At 59.1% G+C, this 17,328-nt stretch carries 17 protein-coding genes and 1 pseudogene; 12 read left to right on the top strand and 6 right to left on the bottom strand.

Annotated elements, in window-relative coordinates:
- Positions 1-664 precede the first annotated feature (664 nt).
- The 3 genes from M2267_RS13290 to M2267_RS13300 all read left to right on the top strand — a co-directional run bounded on the left by M2267_RS13290 (position 665) and on the right by M2267_RS13300 (position 4,172).
- Positions 665-1,767 (top strand): IS3 family transposase gene (locus M2267_RS13290; RefSeq protein WP_429114939.1). Its coding sequence is split into 2 segments (ribosomal slippage): positions 665-926 and positions 926-1,767, totalling 1,104 coding nucleotides; the frame shifts between segments, so codons are not numbered across the junction.
- Positions 1,768-1,847: 80 nt separating this feature from the next.
- Entirely contained in the window at positions 1,848-2,825 is a 978-nt protein-coding gene (locus M2267_RS13295; protein ID WP_429114940.1) for a hypothetical protein, read from the top strand.
- Positions 2,826-3,011: 186 nt separating this feature from the next.
- The gene (locus tag M2267_RS13300; RefSeq protein WP_429114941.1) at positions 3,012-4,172 is read left to right on the top strand and encodes a site-specific integrase; all 1,161 of its coding nucleotides are present in this window, start codon (positions 3,012-3,014) and stop codon (positions 4,170-4,172) included.
- Between the two features lie 32 nt (positions 4,173-4,204).
- Here M2267_RS13300 and serA read toward each other — a convergent pair whose 3' ends face one another.
- The 5 genes from serA to repA form a co-directional block, all read right to left on the bottom strand.
- Entirely contained in the window at positions 4,205-5,443 is a 1,239-nt protein-coding gene (gene serA / locus M2267_RS13305; protein ID WP_429114942.1) for a phosphoglycerate dehydrogenase, read from the bottom strand.
- 145 nt (positions 5,444-5,588) lie between these two features.
- Entirely contained in the window at positions 5,589-5,834 is a 246-nt protein-coding gene (locus M2267_RS13310; protein WP_327512372.1) for a type II toxin-antitoxin system ParD family antitoxin, read from the bottom strand.
- A 254-nt stretch (positions 5,835-6,088) separates the two neighbouring features.
- Positions 6,089-7,303, bottom strand: coding sequence for a plasmid replication protein RepC (gene repC, locus M2267_RS13315; RefSeq protein ID WP_429114943.1), 1,215 nt, complete (start codon positions 7,301-7,303; stop codon positions 6,089-6,091).
- 185 nt (positions 7,304-7,488) lie between these two features.
- Entirely contained in the window at positions 7,489-8,481 is a 993-nt protein-coding gene (gene repB / locus M2267_RS13320) for a plasmid partitioning protein RepB (RefSeq protein ID WP_429114944.1), read from the bottom strand.
- Positions 8,478-9,653, bottom strand: a complete 1,176-nt coding sequence (gene repA, locus M2267_RS13325; protein WP_429114945.1) for a plasmid partitioning protein RepA — start codon at positions 9,651-9,653, stop codon at positions 8,478-8,480. The genes repB and repA overlap by 4 nt, the downstream gene beginning before the upstream one ends.
- 1,414 nt (positions 9,654-11,067) lie before the next feature.
- Between repA and M2267_RS13330 the strand changes: the two genes are divergently transcribed.
- From M2267_RS13330 to M2267_RS13370, 9 genes and pseudogenes are all read left to right on the top strand, one after another.
- Positions 11,068-11,703, top strand: coding sequence for an acyl-homoserine-lactone synthase (locus M2267_RS13330; protein ID WP_429114946.1), 636 nt, complete (start codon positions 11,068-11,070; stop codon positions 11,701-11,703).
- Entirely contained in the window at positions 11,700-12,665 is a 966-nt protein-coding gene (gene trbB, locus M2267_RS13335) for a P-type conjugative transfer ATPase TrbB (protein WP_429114947.1), read from the top strand. Before M2267_RS13330 ends, trbB begins: the two co-directional genes overlap by 4 nt.
- Entirely contained in the window at positions 12,655-13,032 is a 378-nt protein-coding gene (locus M2267_RS13340) for a TrbC/VirB2 family protein (RefSeq protein WP_429114948.1), read from the top strand. Before trbB ends, M2267_RS13340 begins: the two co-directional genes overlap by 11 nt.
- Complete coding sequence (locus M2267_RS13345) at positions 13,025-13,324, top strand: conjugal transfer protein TrbD (RefSeq protein ID WP_429114949.1); 300 nt, start codon at positions 13,025-13,027, stop codon at positions 13,322-13,324. Before M2267_RS13340 ends, M2267_RS13345 begins: the two co-directional genes overlap by 8 nt.
- A gap of 10 nt (positions 13,325-13,334) precedes the next feature.
- Positions 13,335-14,000, top strand: a pseudogene (locus M2267_RS13350) (conjugal transfer protein TrbE); the annotation flags it as partial.
- A gap of 9 nt (positions 14,001-14,009) precedes the next feature.
- Entirely contained in the window at positions 14,010-14,408 is a 399-nt protein-coding gene (traC, locus tag M2267_RS13355; RefSeq protein WP_429115114.1) for a conjugal transfer protein TraC, read from the top strand.
- A 4-nt stretch (positions 14,409-14,412) separates the two neighbouring features.
- Complete coding sequence (gene traD, locus M2267_RS13360) at positions 14,413-14,628, top strand: type IV conjugative transfer system coupling protein TraD (protein ID WP_429114950.1); 216 nt, start codon at positions 14,413-14,415, stop codon at positions 14,626-14,628.
- Positions 14,615-16,528 carry a Ti-type conjugative transfer system protein TraG gene (traG, locus tag M2267_RS13365; RefSeq protein WP_429114951.1) on the top strand — a complete coding sequence of 638 codons (1,914 nt, stop codon included), beginning with the start codon at positions 14,615-14,617 and terminating at the stop codon, positions 16,526-16,528. The genes traD and traG overlap by 14 nt, the downstream gene beginning before the upstream one ends.
- A gap of 63 nt (positions 16,529-16,591) precedes the next feature.
- Positions 16,592-16,921: a WGR domain-containing protein gene (locus tag M2267_RS13370; protein ID WP_429114952.1), complete on the top strand. Its 330-nt coding sequence runs from the start codon at positions 16,592-16,594 to the stop codon at positions 16,919-16,921.
- On the opposite strand, the gene M2267_RS13375 is transcribed toward M2267_RS13370, so the two are convergent.
- Positions 16,918-17,229 (bottom strand): DUF736 domain-containing protein, encoded by a 312-nt coding sequence (locus tag M2267_RS13375; RefSeq protein ID WP_429114953.1) that lies wholly within the window; start codon positions 17,227-17,229, stop codon positions 16,918-16,920. The two genes, M2267_RS13370 and M2267_RS13375, sit on opposite strands and share 4 nt — an antisense overlap.
- Positions 17,230-17,328: the final 99 nt, after the last annotated feature.

A 17,328-nucleotide genomic window follows, 5' to 3' on the forward strand; every position in this document is an offset into this window, starting at 1 on the left:
ACTCGCTTCTTTTCCCTCGCAATGCCCCAAACTCGGAGATTTTCGGGTCATGAACAGGCTTTGACGAGCCTTTTCGCCAGCCGCGTTAAATCGTAGGGAAGGTAATACGTTTTTCCGCCACCAATGAACGTAACCTCATGCACTACCTCGTGATCCTGCACGTTATCGTAGGACATATTCAGGTGGTAATAGATGTTGGAGAGTTCGTTTTTAAGTTCACTGGTATCAAGGCTTATCTCGGCGTCTGAGACCAGTTCTGCTGTTACTAAGTCGCTCAAGCCGTTAAACGACCCCTCAACAAAAATAAGACCGTTTCTCAGAAGGTTACTTATAGAAGAAGAGGCGGTCTCTTTGCCGAAGAACTCAACTATTGGGCCACCATTGTCGCGGATATAATTACAATTTCGCGGTTTTCCGCCTTACCATACATCATACGATCGCGCTCGCCAAACAACCTTATCTTCTCTTCATAGGAATCGTGATAAAACTTGAGTATGACGGCATCAACTCCACTAAGCTGCTCCAGTATATTCGGGAGGCTAGGGTCGACAATAAACTTGGCGTCAGGGTTCATTGCGTTCGCTGATCTGAACCCTTCAAACTGGACCAGTTTTGGCTAGAGTTTTCCGGTGTGTTTTCCTGGCTGGGAAAGGAACGGAAGACGATGAAGGCATCGCAGTTTTCGGACGCCCAGAAGGCGTTCATCCTGAAGCAGGGTGATGAAGGTTTGCCGGTTGCTGAGATCTGCCGGAAGGCAGGGATCAGCCAGGCGACCTATTTCAACTGGAAGAAAAAATACGCCGGCATGTTGCCGCCGGAGATGAAGAAGCTGAAGCAGCTCGAGGACGAGAATGCGCGGCTGAAGAAGATCGTCGCGGACCTGACACTCGACCGCGAGATGTTGCAGGATGTCATCCGCCGAAAGCTCTGAGGCCTGCTCGCAAGCGTGAGGTGGTGAAGGGCATGTGCCGGGATTGGATGATCTCGATCCGGCGTGCCTGTGGAGCGTTGAACTTCGATCGGTCGACCTACCACTACACCTCTCGCCGTGCCGATCAGGCCGGCCTGGAACGTCGTATTCGCGAGATCTGCGAGACCCGTGTGCGCTATGGCTACCGACGCGTGCATGTGCTCCTGGAACGCGAAGGCTGGGGCATCAACATCAAGCGAACCTATCGCATTTACAGAGACTTGGGTCTGCAATTGCGCAACAAAACTCCGAAGCGCCGGGTTAAAGCCAAGCTGCGGGAGGATCGGCAAAAAGCTGTGGGACCGAACGATGTCTGGGCGATGGACTTCGTTCACGACCAACTCGCGACCGGAAAGAAGCTGCGGGTTCTGACGGTGGTCGACACCTTCTCGCGCTATGTCCCGGTGCTTGATCCGCGTCACAGCTATCGCGGCGAAGACGTGGTGCAGACATTGGAACGGGTGTGCCGGCAGGTCGGCTATCCGAAGACGATCAGGGTGGATCAGGGCACGGAATTCGTGTCACGAGATCTCGACCTCTGGGCCTATGCCAAGGGCGTGACCCTGGACTTCTCACGTCCGGGAAAGCCGACGGACAACGCCTTCATCGAAGCCTTCAACGGCCGCTTCCGAGCGGAATGCCTGAACCAGCACTGGTTCCTGACCCTTGCGGATGCGCGCGAAAAGATGGAGGATTGGCGTAGAGACTACAATGAGGTTCGGCCGCATGGTGCGATCGGCAACAAGGTGCCGATCTCGTTGATGAATTCCGGAGGCGCAACCAGTCCGCCTCCCTGAATGAAGCAGGAAAACTCCAGCCTCCGCTGGTCCAAAAACCTGGGGCGGTTCAAAACCGCAGGGACTCTAGTCGCCGCTGGATGAAAGTTCCATGGCAGGTCAAATCCAGCTCCGACAGTTGGGCAAAGCTGGACCTTGCGAAACTAATGGTCGTCGGTGGCTTGGTGCCTGCCTCACAGACAATCATGTCGGGGCTTCAGGAATGGATTGCATCGCTGGCTGATAGAACATGGGTCGACGATAGCAAAGTGACCGAGATACTGGACTGGCTGAAGCTGCTTCCGTATTCAGACGACCCTATGGCTTTTTTTGTTGGTCTCGATGCCATCACCCCGAAGTGTGACTTCGGGTGGTGGCGCTTGAGGGACGTCTGCCTCTCAATCAAATACCTACCGGAAGTCGAACGCATCAACCTCTTGCGCGGAATCGCCCAACGGGTTCCCGATCTCATTGAGCAGTATGAGTTCTACCTGGCGATGCCAAAGCCCGGTGCCCTCACCCTCGATTTTCTGGAGCAAATCGTATCGGGCCAATTTGCTGGGAAATCGTTAGACCGCGGGGCGCGGTTCGACTATCCGCAACAGGTATTCGGCGACCTGTCGCCAGAGGATCGCCAAAATCTACCGGAGCGCTTCGAACGGGCCGAAAATGTGAAGGTGAAGCATTATCTAGCGGAGATGCTGCTTGCTGACGCTGATCATGACGTGTTCCTGATGCTCACGTCCGACCCGGCCGGGCGGACCGCAATCGCCAACCTTAGGTGGAGCGCACGGAAAAGCTTGCTGTATCACCACGAGCCGATTGGAGGGAACGCGTTTGAGTTGATCCCGCGCGACATCAAGAGGCTTCGAGAAGGGCTCTTCGACCTCACGCAATCGGCCGACCGCGAGACAGCAGTATTCGCCGCCGACTACCTCGAGCGTATCGACTTCGAGCGCGATGGAGAGGGCGACGCCAGCTTCGGTCCGAGACATCCTCGCATTGCCTCACGCCGGTCTTGGCCCGATGTTGAACGCATTCTTGGCACCTCCTTCTCCGCAGGTCTCACGACAGATTAATCATATATTAACCATATGATTTAACGTCTGAAATATACTAAATGGAATCTAATGTGCGTATTATTTCCGTCGTCCAGACTGCGGTTTTTGGATCTACTCACTATCGATAGGTTTCAAGTATCGATAGTGATAGTTTTGGAGTCACCTAGATTCGGTAAAGGCCCAAAGCTTGATGGAGCCGCGAAAATGGCGAAAAAGACACCGTCCGATGCCGTCCACCGGCGTGCCGAAGAACTCGACGCGCTCGACGCCATCCTGCCGTTCGATCGCCGTGATCAGCTCGCCACCCTTCTGACAGACGACGACGTCGCGACGCTCAAGCACCTTGCCAACGAAGGCATGGGCGACAACACGCTCAGGGCGCTTGCCTCCGACATCGGTTATCTCGAGACCTGGTGTCAGCTAGCCACGGGAAGCCCCCTCCCCTGGCCGGCGCCCGAGAGTCTGCTGTTGAAGTTTGTCGCCCACCATCTCTGGGATCCGGCCAAGCGGGCAGAGGATCCGTCCCACGGCATGCCGGCGGAGGTTGGAGCTGGCCTGCGGGGCCAGCGCCTCCTGCGCGCCGACGGCCCGCATGCGCCCGAGACCGTACGACGACGGCTGACGAGCTGGTCAATCCTCACCCGTTGGCGAGGCTTGACGGGTGCCTTCGATGGTCCCTCGTTGAAGTCGGCGTTGCGGCTTGCGGTCCGGGCCAGCGCCCGGCCGCGACAACGAAAGAGCAAAAAGGCGGTGACCGGTGATGTCCTGGCCAAGCTGCTCTCGGCCTGCGCCGGCGAGCGCACGGTCGACCTACGCGATCGGGCACTGCTTCTGACGGCATTTGCATCCGGCGGACGCCGCCGGTCGGAACTGGCGGGGCTGCGTGTCGACGATCTCAGCGACGAGGATCCCGTGCAGGCCGATCCGACGGATCCTGGTTCCCCTCCCCTCCCCTGCCTGTCGATCCGCGTCGGCCGTACCAAAACGACGACAACTGACGACGACGAACGGGTGGTCCTTATCGGCCGGCCGGTGCTGGCGTTGAAAGGTTGGCTGCAGGAAGCCGGCATCAACAATGGGCCGGTGTTTCGACGCATCGATCAGTGGGGGAACATCGATCGCCGGGCGCTGACGCCGCAATCCGTCAATCTGATCCTGAAGGGCCGCTGCAGGCAGGCGGGGCTCGACCCGACCCTGTTTTCGGCGCATGGACTGCGATCAGGCTACCTGACCGAGGCCGCCAATCGCGGCATACCGCTGCCTGAAGCGATGCAGCAGTCGCTACACAAGTCGGTCACGCAGGCCGCGAGCTACTACAACAACGCCGAACGCAAGAACGGACGAGCGGCGCGACTGATCGTCTAGGAGGAATACGGGCGGAACGGTGCTAACAGCTATCAGTAAACCAATCGCGTTCGTATCGTTCCAGGAATATCGCGTAGAGCCTGAAGAATTTCATCGGTACTTCCGGAAATTCCTTCGGCCTCGACCACCACATAGCCCGTGTCGCCATGCGTCTGAAGGAACTCGGCGACGATGTTCAGCCCGCGCGATGAGAAGATCTCGTTGAGCTGGATGAGCATGCCCGGGCGGTTTTCATGCACGTGAATGAAACGCGTGCCGTTCGGGCGCTCGGGGAGTTGCACCTGCGGAAAGTTGACGGCGCCCATCGTCGAGCCGATGTCGGAATACTCGACCAGCTTCCTTGAAACCTCCCCGCCGATGCGCTCCTGGGCTTCCTCGGTGGAGCCGCCGATATGCGGTGTCAAAATGACATTGCTCAATCCTTGCAACGGCGTCTCAAAACGCTCGTTGTTCGATGCCGGCTCCTTGGGGAACACGTCCACCGCGGCACCCGCCAGATGGCCGTCCTTCAGGACTTTCGCAAGCGCATCGAGATCGACCACCGTGCCGCGAGAATTGTTGATGAAGATGGCGCCCTTCTTCATGCGGCGCAATTCGGTTTCGGTGATCATGTTATGCGTCGAGGGTGTTTCGGGAACGTGCATTGTCACGTAGTCAGAGATCTCGAGAAGGTCGCCGAGCGAGGCCATCGACTCCGAATTGCCCCGGCGCAGCCGATCGGAAAGATCGAAATAGCGCACCACCATGCCCATGCTTTCGGCAAGCGCGCTGAGCTGCGAGCCGATATTGCCGTAGCCGACAATTCCGAGCGTCTTGCCGCGGACCTCCCGGCTGCCGACAGCGGATTTCTCCCACCCACCCTGATGCGCGGAAGCCGAGCGCGGAAAGATCTGTCGTGTCAGCATGATAATCTCGCCGATCACAAGCTCGGCCACTGATCGCGTGTTTGAATAAGGTGCATTGAACACCGGAATGCCGCGCCGCCGCGCTGCATCCAGATCGACCTGGTTCGTACCGACGGAAAAACAGCCAACGGCGATCAATTTCTTGGCGGATTCGAGAATCTCGTCCGTCAGCTGCGTGCGGGAACGAATGCCGATGATATGAGCGTCGGCGATGTGGCGCTTAAGATCCTTGTCGTCGAGCGCCTTCGGCAAATGAATGAGGTTGGTGTAGCCCGACGACGAAAAGTAGTCCACGGCGGTCTGGCTAATGCCTTCCAGCAGAAGCACGGAAATGCGCTCGCGTGGGAGAGAAAGCTGGCGGGTCATAACTATTGCTCCGATCTGCGGAAGGCGATGCGGCTGCGGCGCGCACGTCGCCCAGAGACCAAACTACCGCTCTGTCGAGTGATGTACTCGAGAATATTGACCAGATCTGTGAGTGCCGAAGGCAGCATACGAAGCTGCGGCACCCTTAGAAGCCTTCCTTGGTCAGTTGAGCGGCCCTGGCTTCAAGCGCCGCGTCAATATCTGCGTCGGACACTTCGCCACCGTCGGAGATAGATTTGTTGAGCAGGCTGGTCAGAGCCCTCAACTTCTGTTCGCGCTCCTCGACCAGCCGAAGTCCTTCGCGCACGACTTCGCTGGCCGAACCGTAACGGCCGTCCTTCACGATATTGGATACAAAGGCTTCCCAACGGTCACCAATGGAAACGTTCATGTCACACCTCCGATTGCCCACAGCATGTCACAATAACAGAATTTGAGCAATTATTGACATCGGGCTTTGTGAGCGCTCAATCCCGCATTCGAGTAGCGTTGAGGTTTGGTTGACCGATCATGCGGCGCGAACATGGGGTCGATGGTTTTCGAAGCAGTTATACCTTTTTTGTGGAAAGGTATAACCATAGAAGCGATCGGAAAGTGAGGTATGGGGAGCCTCCTCCGCCAATCAAGCGCCGAACAATCACAGGCTTAGGCACTCGCCTTTCTAGGCCCGGTACTCGTCCGCATCAGCGCCATCAGCATCGGTCCCAGCGAAAACTCCTCGCGCTCGGCCCTTCGTGTCAGGTCGCGCAGATAGCCGCCGGCCGAGTTGATGTGCCCTGCCCTTTCGAGAATGCAGGCCATGACGGCGGCTGCGTTCTCCGCCCCAAGGATCCCGCAGGCCTCCTCATAGGCGCTCGGACTGACCCCGAGCATCGATCGAACTAGGACGGCGGCCGTCAGCAGGTCGCGCCAGCTCTCGATCGCGCCATTCGGTCCATAGTCGCGGATCTGCGGGCAGGCCTGCAGCACCATGCCCAACGGAAACGCCTTTATCGGCTCCCGCACCGGCCGGATTTCTGGCCTCGACTTCGCCCCCTGCTCTTTTCGAGAGCTAGGTTCAAGTTCATGGATGGATTTGGTATTTGAATTCTGTATGTGGCGTTCATTTCGGACATCATTACTGTCCAAATTTTCGGAATTTTCCTGAATTTCCAGCCGGTTGACAATCGCGTCGCGCAACAGTTGCATTTCGTCGAGGATCGGTTCGATATCCGTGACCGTCGGGGTGCGTGGAATACGTCCGGTTAGCTCGATAAACATGTCCTCGATACGGTCCCAATCGCCGGCGGCTCCTTCTTCGATCGCCGCGCTGAGCAGTTTGCGAACGTCGCGTCGGCATATCGACAGGGCCTCTTTCGTCGCACGAAACCGCCTGCGCTCGGCAGCAATCTGCTGGGCCAGATGTGCAAGTTCTTCGGCGCGCGCCAGCAAAGGCGCCAGACTGAAGCCGAAAGCCTCCTCGATCGTGCCTGCATTGCCCTTGCGCGCGTAGCGCTTGCCGTTGGCACTGTCCTTCCGCTGGATCAATCCGGCCTCGACCAGGGCTGCCAGATGCCGGCGCAACGTCGTTCCGGCAATGCCGTGAGCGCGAACCGACAGTTGGTCGTTCGAAGGGAACACCACCAGACCACGGTCTTCGGAAAGCTCACTCTCCGGATAGAACGTCAGCAGTGCATCCAGCACTGCCAGGGCACGATCCTGTACACCGAGCGCGGCCCTCGCCTCGCAAGCGTCGCGAAACACCTTCCATTTGTCGACGCTTTTCCCGGATTTGATTTCGGCCGTCCGCAACTGCCCTCTCACATGGGCAAGCGAAATCGACCGCCGCCCAAAGGGCGTCGTCACATTTCCACCTTGCATTTTCCTTCACCTCTCTTCGAAGGCAAAAGAAACCTGCTCACCAAAAACGGTGCCAAAGACTCTTGACGGGGATTCGGGGAAATGCGATTCTCGGTTTGCTACAACACTGAGAAGGGCTTCCACGACGGCAACGTTTGGGGGCCTTTTTCTTTTGCGGTTATCTTCCAGCTTTCAACTATCACGCCCTATCGGGCATTCCTCTGCATGAACTGATCATGCAGGTGTTCGATCTGCTCGGCGACGAAATCGACGAAACCACTCGGTACGGACTTGTTGAATGCAAGCTTCGAACCGGACTTCCCGTGGTTTACCTGCCCAAGCACGAGACCGTGCGCAACGAGCTGGGGCGCGTCAACGGACAAAAGTGCCCCCTCGGCCTTGTCGGAAAGTGCTTCGAAGACGCTTTTAAAACGGGCGTTGGTGTCCGCGTTGCGAACGTCTTCTTTCGCCAGTGCCGACTGAGCCACTTGGAGCGCTGCGTCATGTGATGACCACTTCGCTTCGAAATCCACCCAGCGCCGACGGCCGACGTCTGGTGCGGCGCCGATCTCCTGCAGCACGTCATGGGGCAACGCGCTTGCCAGACGGATCATCTCCGAGACATGGCCCTTTCCGGTGTTGAGCGACTTACTAATGACGTCGCGGCTGAAGCCGGCGATTTCTTGCGCGCGTGCAAACAGGCACCGCTCGATAAAGGAGAGATCGAAGCGGTTGCTGTTTTCTTCGCCCTGCAGAACGATTGCATCTTCATCGCTCAGGTCCCGGGCGATCGCCTTGAACTTGACACCCAGCAGCCTGGCCGCAGCAAGACGACGGCGCCCGAACACGATCTGAAACGGCTTGGGTGCGCCATGGACCGACCGAACGAGGCCTGGCGTGCTCTGTCCGTGCTCAGCCATCGACTGAACGAGTTCTGTAAGGTTGGCCGACTCATAAGCCGAGGCAAAGCGATCTGGAATGGCTGAATCAAGGACGTCTTCCGGATCGAGCTCTATGATCTGTCCGCCATCCTTTAAGAGCCGCTCTGCAAGCTCGCTACGTTCCTGGATCTGCCTGACCCCGGCTGCGACTTTCAGCAGATGCGGAGACGTCGTCCTTTGGGCCCCCGCCCTGTCAGGCGTCGCGTCGAGCTGATTGAGGACGTTTGCAAAAAGACCTTTGGAATCCTTACGGCTCATTCTCTCCCCCATGCCTTCCGAAAGAGGGCTTCCAGTTCGGCATTCGCCGCATTGATGGACTCGATGGCGCGGTCATAGGTCTTCGGTGCGGAGAAGCGCGTCCGTTGTACCTCATAGAGGCTTTGCTTCCAGGTGAGCGCATCTGCAACGGCAGTGGACTTGATGACGGAGTTCAAAAGTAGATCCTCACCGAACACCTGGCGCATGAGTGCGGACATGTTGGCCTGAGGATGGTCGTTGGGCTCGAACTTGGTGACCAGGAACTTTGCGAAATCCCACTGAGCCGATGTTCCCACTTCGTCGAGAATCTGCATGTAGGAAGCAGCGAGCTCGAGGAACTTCGCCGTGGAATCAACATCCAGCATGTGGGCTGGAACCGGGATGACGACACCGGTCGCCGCCGTCAATGACGAAAGCGTCAGGAAGTTCAGCGAGGGCGCCGAGTCCAAGAGGATGAAGTCATAGTCGTCGGCAACCTGTTCGAGGGCTTGCGAAACGCGAAGCAGGAAGCCTGTTCCGCCAGCCCGCCGCATTTCCAGTGCAACTGCAGTCTCGAATTCGGTCAGTTCGAGACCGGCGCAAATGACGTCGAAACCTGCAATGTGCGTTTGATGAATGATCGACCGCGTCGGAATCGGATCCTCGAACCGGATTGCGGAGTAGAGCGTGTCCCCTCCCCGGTAGTCGAAGTTCGGTAGATTGCCGTGCAGAGCGGTCAGGGATGCCTGCGGGTCAAGATCGACGGCCAGCACGCGATAACCACGCAGCGCCAGATAATGGCCAAGGTGGATCGTCGTCGACGTCTTGCTCGAGCCGCCCTTGAAGTTGGTCACCGCGATGATCTGGCACTGCTCGCTTCCGGTGCGGCGAGGGTTCATCCATTTCTTGCGTCCGTTGGCGGCGAGCGCCAAGCGCAATTCGAGGACCTGCTCCAACGTGTAGAGACGGCGGCCGTTGGCGATTTCGGGCGAAGGCCCCTGCTCTTTCGCCGCGACCTGACGAATATACGCTTCGGTCACATCGAGGAGCTGAGCGACCTCGGTCGAGGTAAACTTGCGCATGCTGCGCCGCGCATCTGGCGGAAACTGCGCCATGCTCAGATTGCTCAACGCCAACTCGAGCTTGCTGGAGAAATTCTCCATGAAGGAAAGGCTGCTGAGATGTCGCGTCATGAATAAGAATCCTCGGTGGTCACTGTCGCTACTTAACGGGCGCTGTGGTTAACGATCCGCTAACAACCACGTAACTACTCAAAAACCCGAAGTTTCGGATTTTCTTCGCAACTAAGGGGTACCCCGATTCGGGCAGGCGCATCAATTATGGCATGCCGGTGCAATCGAGCTGTGAACAGGTCCATTCGAAAAGTTCCCCGCGGGGAACTTCCAGTTTCGCGAAACACCAGAACCCGCAAAACAGCGGCGGCGACCGTCAGGCGCCAACGGGCTACCGGCAGCCAGCCACCCGGTTTTGCGGAAAGTTCCCCGCGGGGAACTTCCGGTTTTCGAGGGCCAACCAAGAAACGAACCGCAATGCGCCGGCAACGGGTCATCCACAGCTGGCCATTAATCCAAACGCTTTCGGGCCGGCCCGCCAACGAACGATCCCCGCGGAAAACCACGACGAAATGTCCGCCGACTGCCGCCAATATGACCTGATTTGCGGCCTCGCACACCCCGCGGGGAACTTTCGTTACCTCAGGCAGACCGCTACGGGACGACGAAAGGAACCATAGGCGTCGGCAGCCATTTTTCCCGACGGGGAGCTTCGCGACGATCGAAATTAAGAGCGTGCCAGCTATCCACAGCCCGCAGCGCAGACTGACCGCAATTGGGTCTGTTCTGCCTAAAAGTTCCCCGCGGGGAACTTTCGGCTCTCGTTCCTTCACAGGACTGCGAGATCACAGGCCGCCCTCTATACATCGGGGTCAAATCTCTCATCTGGCGAATTCGGCATACGATAAGGAGCCAACACCGTTCCATAAGCCGCCAAGCCAGACGGCGAACCGCTGGCGGCGGGCCATCAAGGTTTCCACCGTCGCTTTCACAGAGAGGTTCCCCGCGGGGAACTTTTGGAGGGCGGCATATTCTAGGGGTGACGGCGCGGCCAGTTAAGTCGGCACTGCCAAAATTCCCCGCGGGGAACTTCCTGACGATCTCGAAAGAGCACGGGCCACTTTCTCGATGAACCGCTCCAACCCGAGCGTGCCTGGGGCGCTCTAATACCACCAACCTAAACCGCTTGTATAAGGGGCTCATCCAAAAGTTCCCCGCGGGGAACTTCGATGAAACCAAGGTGACAAGGTCTCGGACCCGTCGCGCAGAAGGCCCGGCCAGAAACTCCGACGGCGTGCGATCACGCCCCACCGACACGTGTAGGGACCGGACTGGCCCGAATAGTCCCCCGCGGGGAACTTTCAGACGATCAGCGCACGGTGGCGACGAAGTCCACGTCGCCACCGATGATCCTGACTAACCGTACTCGAATCCACTGCAATTCATGAGGCGAAATCTCGGAGACATTTTTGCCCCTCGCGGCGTTGCCCTCAGTCGTAGCACTTCTCCTGCAAGTAACGGAGGAGAACGACCAATGAAGATCATTGCCATAAAGAATGGCAGTTCGAGCGACATCAGGCCCCTCCTCGATCGGATGTTCGCGCTCCGCGCAAACGTCTTCGACGGGCGTCTGGGCTGGAAGGTCCTTACCCGCGACGGTCATGAACGTGACCCTTTTGACGAACTCGACCCAATCTACATCCTGGCGATAACTGCAAGGAATGACGTCGTCGGCTCTGTGCGCCTCCTCCCGGCGACGGGAAAGACAATGCTTTCGTCGGTGTTCCCGCAACTCGTCGAGGACCAGACGTTTTCCCCGCACGCTCGAATGGTCGAGAGCTCACGCTTTTGTGTCGACACCACGATCGAACGAAAGGGCCGAATCGGACTTCATCACGTTACCCGATTGATGTTCGCCGGCATCCTCGAATGGTGCCTTTCGCGCGAGCACACCGAGGTCGTCACAGTGACCGACCTAGCCATCGAGCGCATCCTTGGGCGCGCGGGATGGTCGCTTCGCCGGCTGGGGTCACCGCAGACAATAGGAAAAGGCAAGGCACTCGCCGGCATTCTCGCCGTGAACCGGGAAATCTTCGGGCGGATCAAACCACCCGGATATTTGTCGGATCTCAACCGTTTCTTGAAATCCGAGCCAACGGTGTCGTCGTGACGTATAGCCGTTCCCTGCCCCGGCTCGTGCGCAAGCTCGAGGATGCCCTTGGTCCTAACATTCGGGCAGCGCTTGATGACCCAAACGTCATCGAGATCATGCTTAACTCGGACGGCAACCTCTATGTGGAGCGCCTCGGCCAATCGATCACGCATCTTGGCCAAGTGGCTGCTGCCGCTGCCGAGGTCGCGATTGGCAGCATTGCGCACGCGACCGGCACAGCGGTCGACGAACGCAGGCCAATCGTATCGGCCGAGTTGCCTAACAGTGGCCACCGCTTCGAGGGTTTGCTGCCGCCTATCGTCGCCGCACCCTCCTTCTCCATACGCAAACGCGCTTCGCGCCTTATTCCCCTCGAGCAATATGTGGTCGACGGTTTCATGACTTCGAAACACGCTCGGCTTCTGACGAGAGCTGTTGCCGAACGCCTCAACATTCTCGTCTCAGGTGGGACCGGCTCTGGCAAGACGACATTGGCAAATGCGCTCATCCTGGAGATCGCGACCGCCGCGCCCGATGACCGCCTTATCATCCTTGAAGACACGGTCGAGATCCGATGCGGCTCGCACAACGTCCTTCCGCTGCGGACCAGTGACGACATCGACATGTCGCGCCTGCTCAAAAGCACACTCAGGCTGCGCCCCGATCGCATCATCGTCGGCGAAGTTCGCGACGCGGCAGCCCTGTCGCTCCTCAAGGCATGGAACACCGGACACCCAGGAGGCATTGCGACGGTGCACGCCAATTCCGCGCGTTCGGCCCTTCGTAGGCTCGAGCAGCTCACGGCGGAGACAAGCCGGCAGCCGATGCACGACGTCATTGCCGAAGCAGTCGATCTCGTCGTTTCGATTGAACGCACGGCTACCGGCCGTCGATTGGGAGATCCAATGCGCGTCGTTGGATACGACGGGGCGGCCTATCGGCTGGAGCCTTATCAGGAAGGGGAACGACATGTGGCATGATAGACGTTTCACCAGGGTGGCTCTCGCGAGCCTCCTGATTTTCTCGAGCGGGGAACCGGCGCTCGCCGGGTCGGGCGGTGGACTTCCTTGGGAAGGTCCGCTTGAGCAAATCCAGCAATCGATCACGGGCCCCGTCGCCGGTTTCATCGCTCTTGCTGCGGTCGCCGTCGCCGGCGGTATGCTGATCTTCGGCGGCGAACTCAACGATTTTGCCAGGCGCCTGTTCTACATCGTGCTCGTCGCCGGCCTGCTGCTCGGCGCGACGCAAATCGTCCAGCTGTTCGGTGCGACCGGTGCGTCGATTGGCGACCATGCCTTGGTCGCCCCCTTCGGCCTCGACAAGCTGGGAGGCGCGAGCGATGCCTGAGGCGTTCTCACACCTTGAGCGAAACCGCATCCATCGTGCCCTCTCGCGCCCAAACCTGGTGCTGGGTGCCGATCGCGAGCTCGTCCTCGCCACGGGGCTTGCAACGGTCATCCTGATCTTCGTCGTTCTGACCGTCTATTCGGCGCTGTTCGGCCTCGCCCTCTGGGTCCTCACAATCGGCGCCCTCAGGCGCATGGCAAAGGCTGATCCCCTCATGCGCAAGATCTACATGCGTCACGTGCGCTATCGGCGGACCTACCGTCCGACGTCGACCCCGTGGCGAAAGGGCTGAAGGTGTCGCGATGGTCAACTTGGCGCGCTTCCGTTCACCCGATCCTTCGTTTGCCGACCTCGTGCCTTATGCAGCTCTCGTCGACAACGGGATCATTCTCTTGAAAGACGGCTCGCTAATGGCCGGATGGTACTTCGCAGGCCCCGACAGCGAGAGCGCTACGGACATCGAGCGCAACGATATATCCCGGCAGATCAACACGGTTCTCGCTCGCTTGGGATCTGGCTGGATGATCCAGGTAGAAGCTGTCCGCCTGGTCGCCGCCACCTATCCGGATGCCGACCGATCGCATTTTCCAGATCCGATAGCACGTGCGATCGATGCCGAGCGCCGGGCACATTTCGAAAGGGAAGGGGCACATTTCGAGAGCCGCCATGCCCTCATCCTCACCCAACGTCCCCTGGAAGCATCTCGACGCGGACTCGGGAGGTATGTCTACGCCGACCCGGAAAGTCGCAAGAAGGGCCACGCCGACACGGCGCTTGATCTCTTTCGGACCCGCACCCGTGAGGTCGAGCAGTATCTGGCAAACTGGATCTCGCTTCGCCGCATGCAGACGCGAGAGCTCGATCAAGGCGTGGGGGCGCGACGGCACCGCTACGATGAGCTCTTCCAGTTCATTCGCTTTTGCATCACCGGGGAAAACCATCCGGTCAGACTGCCCGACATCGCAATGCGCGCTTGGATGCCGCTCCTTCGGAACGGCCGGGATGATCCTCAAAGGCATTGGCCAAGCCAACGGACACTTTTGTCCCTGGATGAACGGGCCCGTCTAACCGAATTTCGTGCCGCTCCAACGCACGAAAGGACGATCGGAATGAAAAAGCCTGCTTCGAGGATCCGCGAAGAGATCGCCAAGCTCCAGGAACAGTTGAGGCAGGCCGAAACCCGCGAAGCCGAACGGATCGGCCGCATCGCACTGAAGGCCGGCCTCGGAGAGATCGAGGTCGATGAACTCGAACTGCAATCCGCCTTCGAAAAACTCGCGGCACGGTTTCGCGAAGGCGGGAGAACGGCAGTCCAAGGGAGCAAGTCCTCGTCGCTCACGCCTGGTGCGCCTGAGGGCCGCAATGAAAAGGCTTGAGCGAATGGCACGCGCAAGCACACGCGACGCCCGGAGGAAGGACACGCGGGAGAAGATCGAACTCGGCGGTCTCTTTATCAAAGCGGGGTTGCGCTACGAGACGCGCGCGCTTCTCCTCGGCGCCTTGATCGATCTTGGTCAGCGCCTGAAGGTCGACGATGGCGAGCGCAGTCGGCTAACGCAAATCGGTGCGGAGGCCTTTCGAAATGGTCGTGAGTAGGATCGCACTTGCAGCCTCGCCATTTGCCTTGATGGCCCTTGCTCTTGTCGCAACACAAGGCGCCGGCGACTGGCTGTCGTCTTTCGCGGGACGAGAGCCCGAACGTTTGGCATTGATCCGAGCGGGCATCGCCATCCCCTCTGTTTCCGCCGCGGTCGTCGGTGCCATTTTCCTGTTCGCGGCGGCCGGATCCGCCAACATCCGCCTTGCAGGATGGGCCGTATTCGGGGGAGGGCTGACCGCTGCCGCTGTCGTCCTCGTCGTCGGCTTTACAGACACAAGCCACGCTCAGTCCTGGCAATTCCACACGCTGAACTTTGAACCGGCAGCGCTCGTCGGAGCCGTGGCGGCGCTTCTATCATCGACCTTCGCATTGCGGGTCGCGATAATCGGAAATGCCGCCTTCCCCAAATCTGCGCCGAAGCGCGTCTACGGGAAGCGCGCCATCTACGGAGAAGCCGAATGGATGAAGCTTTCGTATGCGAAGAAGCTCTTTCCAGAGGTGGCGGGCATCGTGATAGGAGAAGGCTACCGGGTCGATGAAGATGGCGTCGCAGCCATTCCGTTTCGCGCAGACAAGCGCGAGACCTGGGGCGCTGCCGGCTGGTCTCCGCTGCTATGCTTCGACGGCTCTTTCGGCTCGTCGCACGGGATCGTCTTTGCGGGGTCAGGCGGGTTCAAGACCACTTCGGTAACGGTACCGACGGCGCTCAAATGGGGGAGTACGCTCGTCGTTCTCGATCCCTCCAATGAAGTGGCCCCCATGGTCGTCGACCATCGAAAAGCCGCTGGCCGAGACGTTCGGATCCTCGATCCCAAAAAGCCCGACGCGGGCTTCAATGCCCTGGACTGGATCGGCCGCTACGGCCGAAGCAAGGAGGAGGATATCGCCGCGGTTGCCTCCTGGATCATGAGCGACAGCGGCCGCTCAATCGGGGTGCGTGACGACTTCTTCAGGGCGTCCGGACTGCAGCTGCTGACCGCGCTCATCGCCGATGTCTGCCTCTCCGGCCACACCCGCAAGGAAGACCAGACGCTGAGGCAAGTTCGCAGGAATCTCGCAGAACCTGAGCCGAAGCTGCGCGAGCGGCTCCAGACCATCCACGCGAACTCGAGTTCGGACTTCGTGAGGGAAAATGTCGCCGCATTCGTCAACATGACGCCGGAGACCTTTTCGGGCGTCTACGCGAACGCAGTCAAGGAAACCCATTGGCTCTCCTACGAGAACTACGCAGGTCTGGTGTCATCCAGGAGTTTCTCGACCGAGCAGCTTCTGGCCGGATCGCTTGATGTCTTCATCAACATCGATCTGAAGACGCTGGAAACACATTCCGGCCTTGCTCGCGTCATTATCGGCTCGTTCGTGAACGCGATCTACAATCGCAATCGCTCTGACGGCGACCTGGCTCTGTTTCTTCTCGACGAGGTTGCCCGCCTCGGTTACCTGCGCATTCTTGAAACGGCACGCGACACCGGCCGCAAGTACGGGATCTCGCTCACGCTGATCTTTCAGTCGATCGGCCAGATGCGCGAGACCTTCGGCGGCCGCGACGCAACCAGCAAATGGTTCGAGAGTGCGAGCTGGGTCTCCTTCGCTGCGATCAACGATCCCGAGACGGCCGAATATGTATCAAGGCGCTGCGGCACGACGACCGTCGAAGTCGATCATGTCAGCCGCAGCTTTCAAGCACGTGGATCGTCACGCACCCGCTCAAAGCAACTTGCTGCCCGGCCGCTCATCCAACCGGACGAAGTGCTGCGCATGCGCGCTGACGAGCAGATCGTCTTTGCCGCGGGAAATGCGCCGCTTCGATGCGGTCGCGCCATATGGTTCAGGCGCAAGGACATGCGAGCCTGCGTCGCACAGAAGAGGCTTCATGCGCCGTCGGAGCCTACCTGAACTTTCCAGGCTCGTCCCATCACGAATATGAATCAATCAGCCGGGATCGATTCAAAACTCTCGTTGGACGAGATTCTGAGCATCGGCGATTCTCATGCCATGCTCATTCAGCCCTACCACCTATATGCCGAACGCAAGGATCCGGCGAAGAACATGGCCAGATATTACGCCATTGACATTTCGTTGAACCTGTTCGGTCAAGCATGTCTCACGGGGTGGTGGGGTCGTATCGGCTCGGCGGGGCAGCGCATGACCCATCGCTTCCCCGACGAGAGCGACGCGGTGAAGCACGTGGGTGTCGACCAGCAGCCCGCCACTCAGCTACGGAACATCAATCCCGTAATTGCTGCACGGAATGAGGCCCCGCCCGAAGGCGGGGCCCGTTCGGCTTAATCCCTGTTGGGCCGCGACCAAATCAGCTGGTAGCCATCCTCACCTTCGACTTCCGCAAGCGTCGCGTAGATCGGAGCGGGAAAGCTTGGATCATCGAGCTTGACCGAGAGGTAGTCGCGACCGGTCTGCTCGGAGCTCCTCTGCCAGGCCGCTCCGAACTCGACGTTACCGGCGTAGATGCGGAAGTGTGGGCCCTTGTCGGAGGGAGATTCGATCCGGGCGATGCGGGCCTTGACGTTGAGGGCCAGGGTGCGGATCGAGCCGTTGAAGCCATTTTCGGTCGAGGTGAAAGTGCCGATGGTTGCCATGTCGAAGTTCCTTTCTGTTGTTTCGGGCCGCGCCCTTCGCGGCCTCGATGGCTGTCGAAAGGACCGGGGACGATCGGACCGCACCCATTGGGCCGCAAT

Origin of the sequence: Ensifer sp. KUDG1 (assembly GCF_050434285.1) — a bacterium.
Classification (GTDB): domain Bacteria; phylum Pseudomonadota; class Alphaproteobacteria; order Rhizobiales; family Rhizobiaceae; genus Ensifer.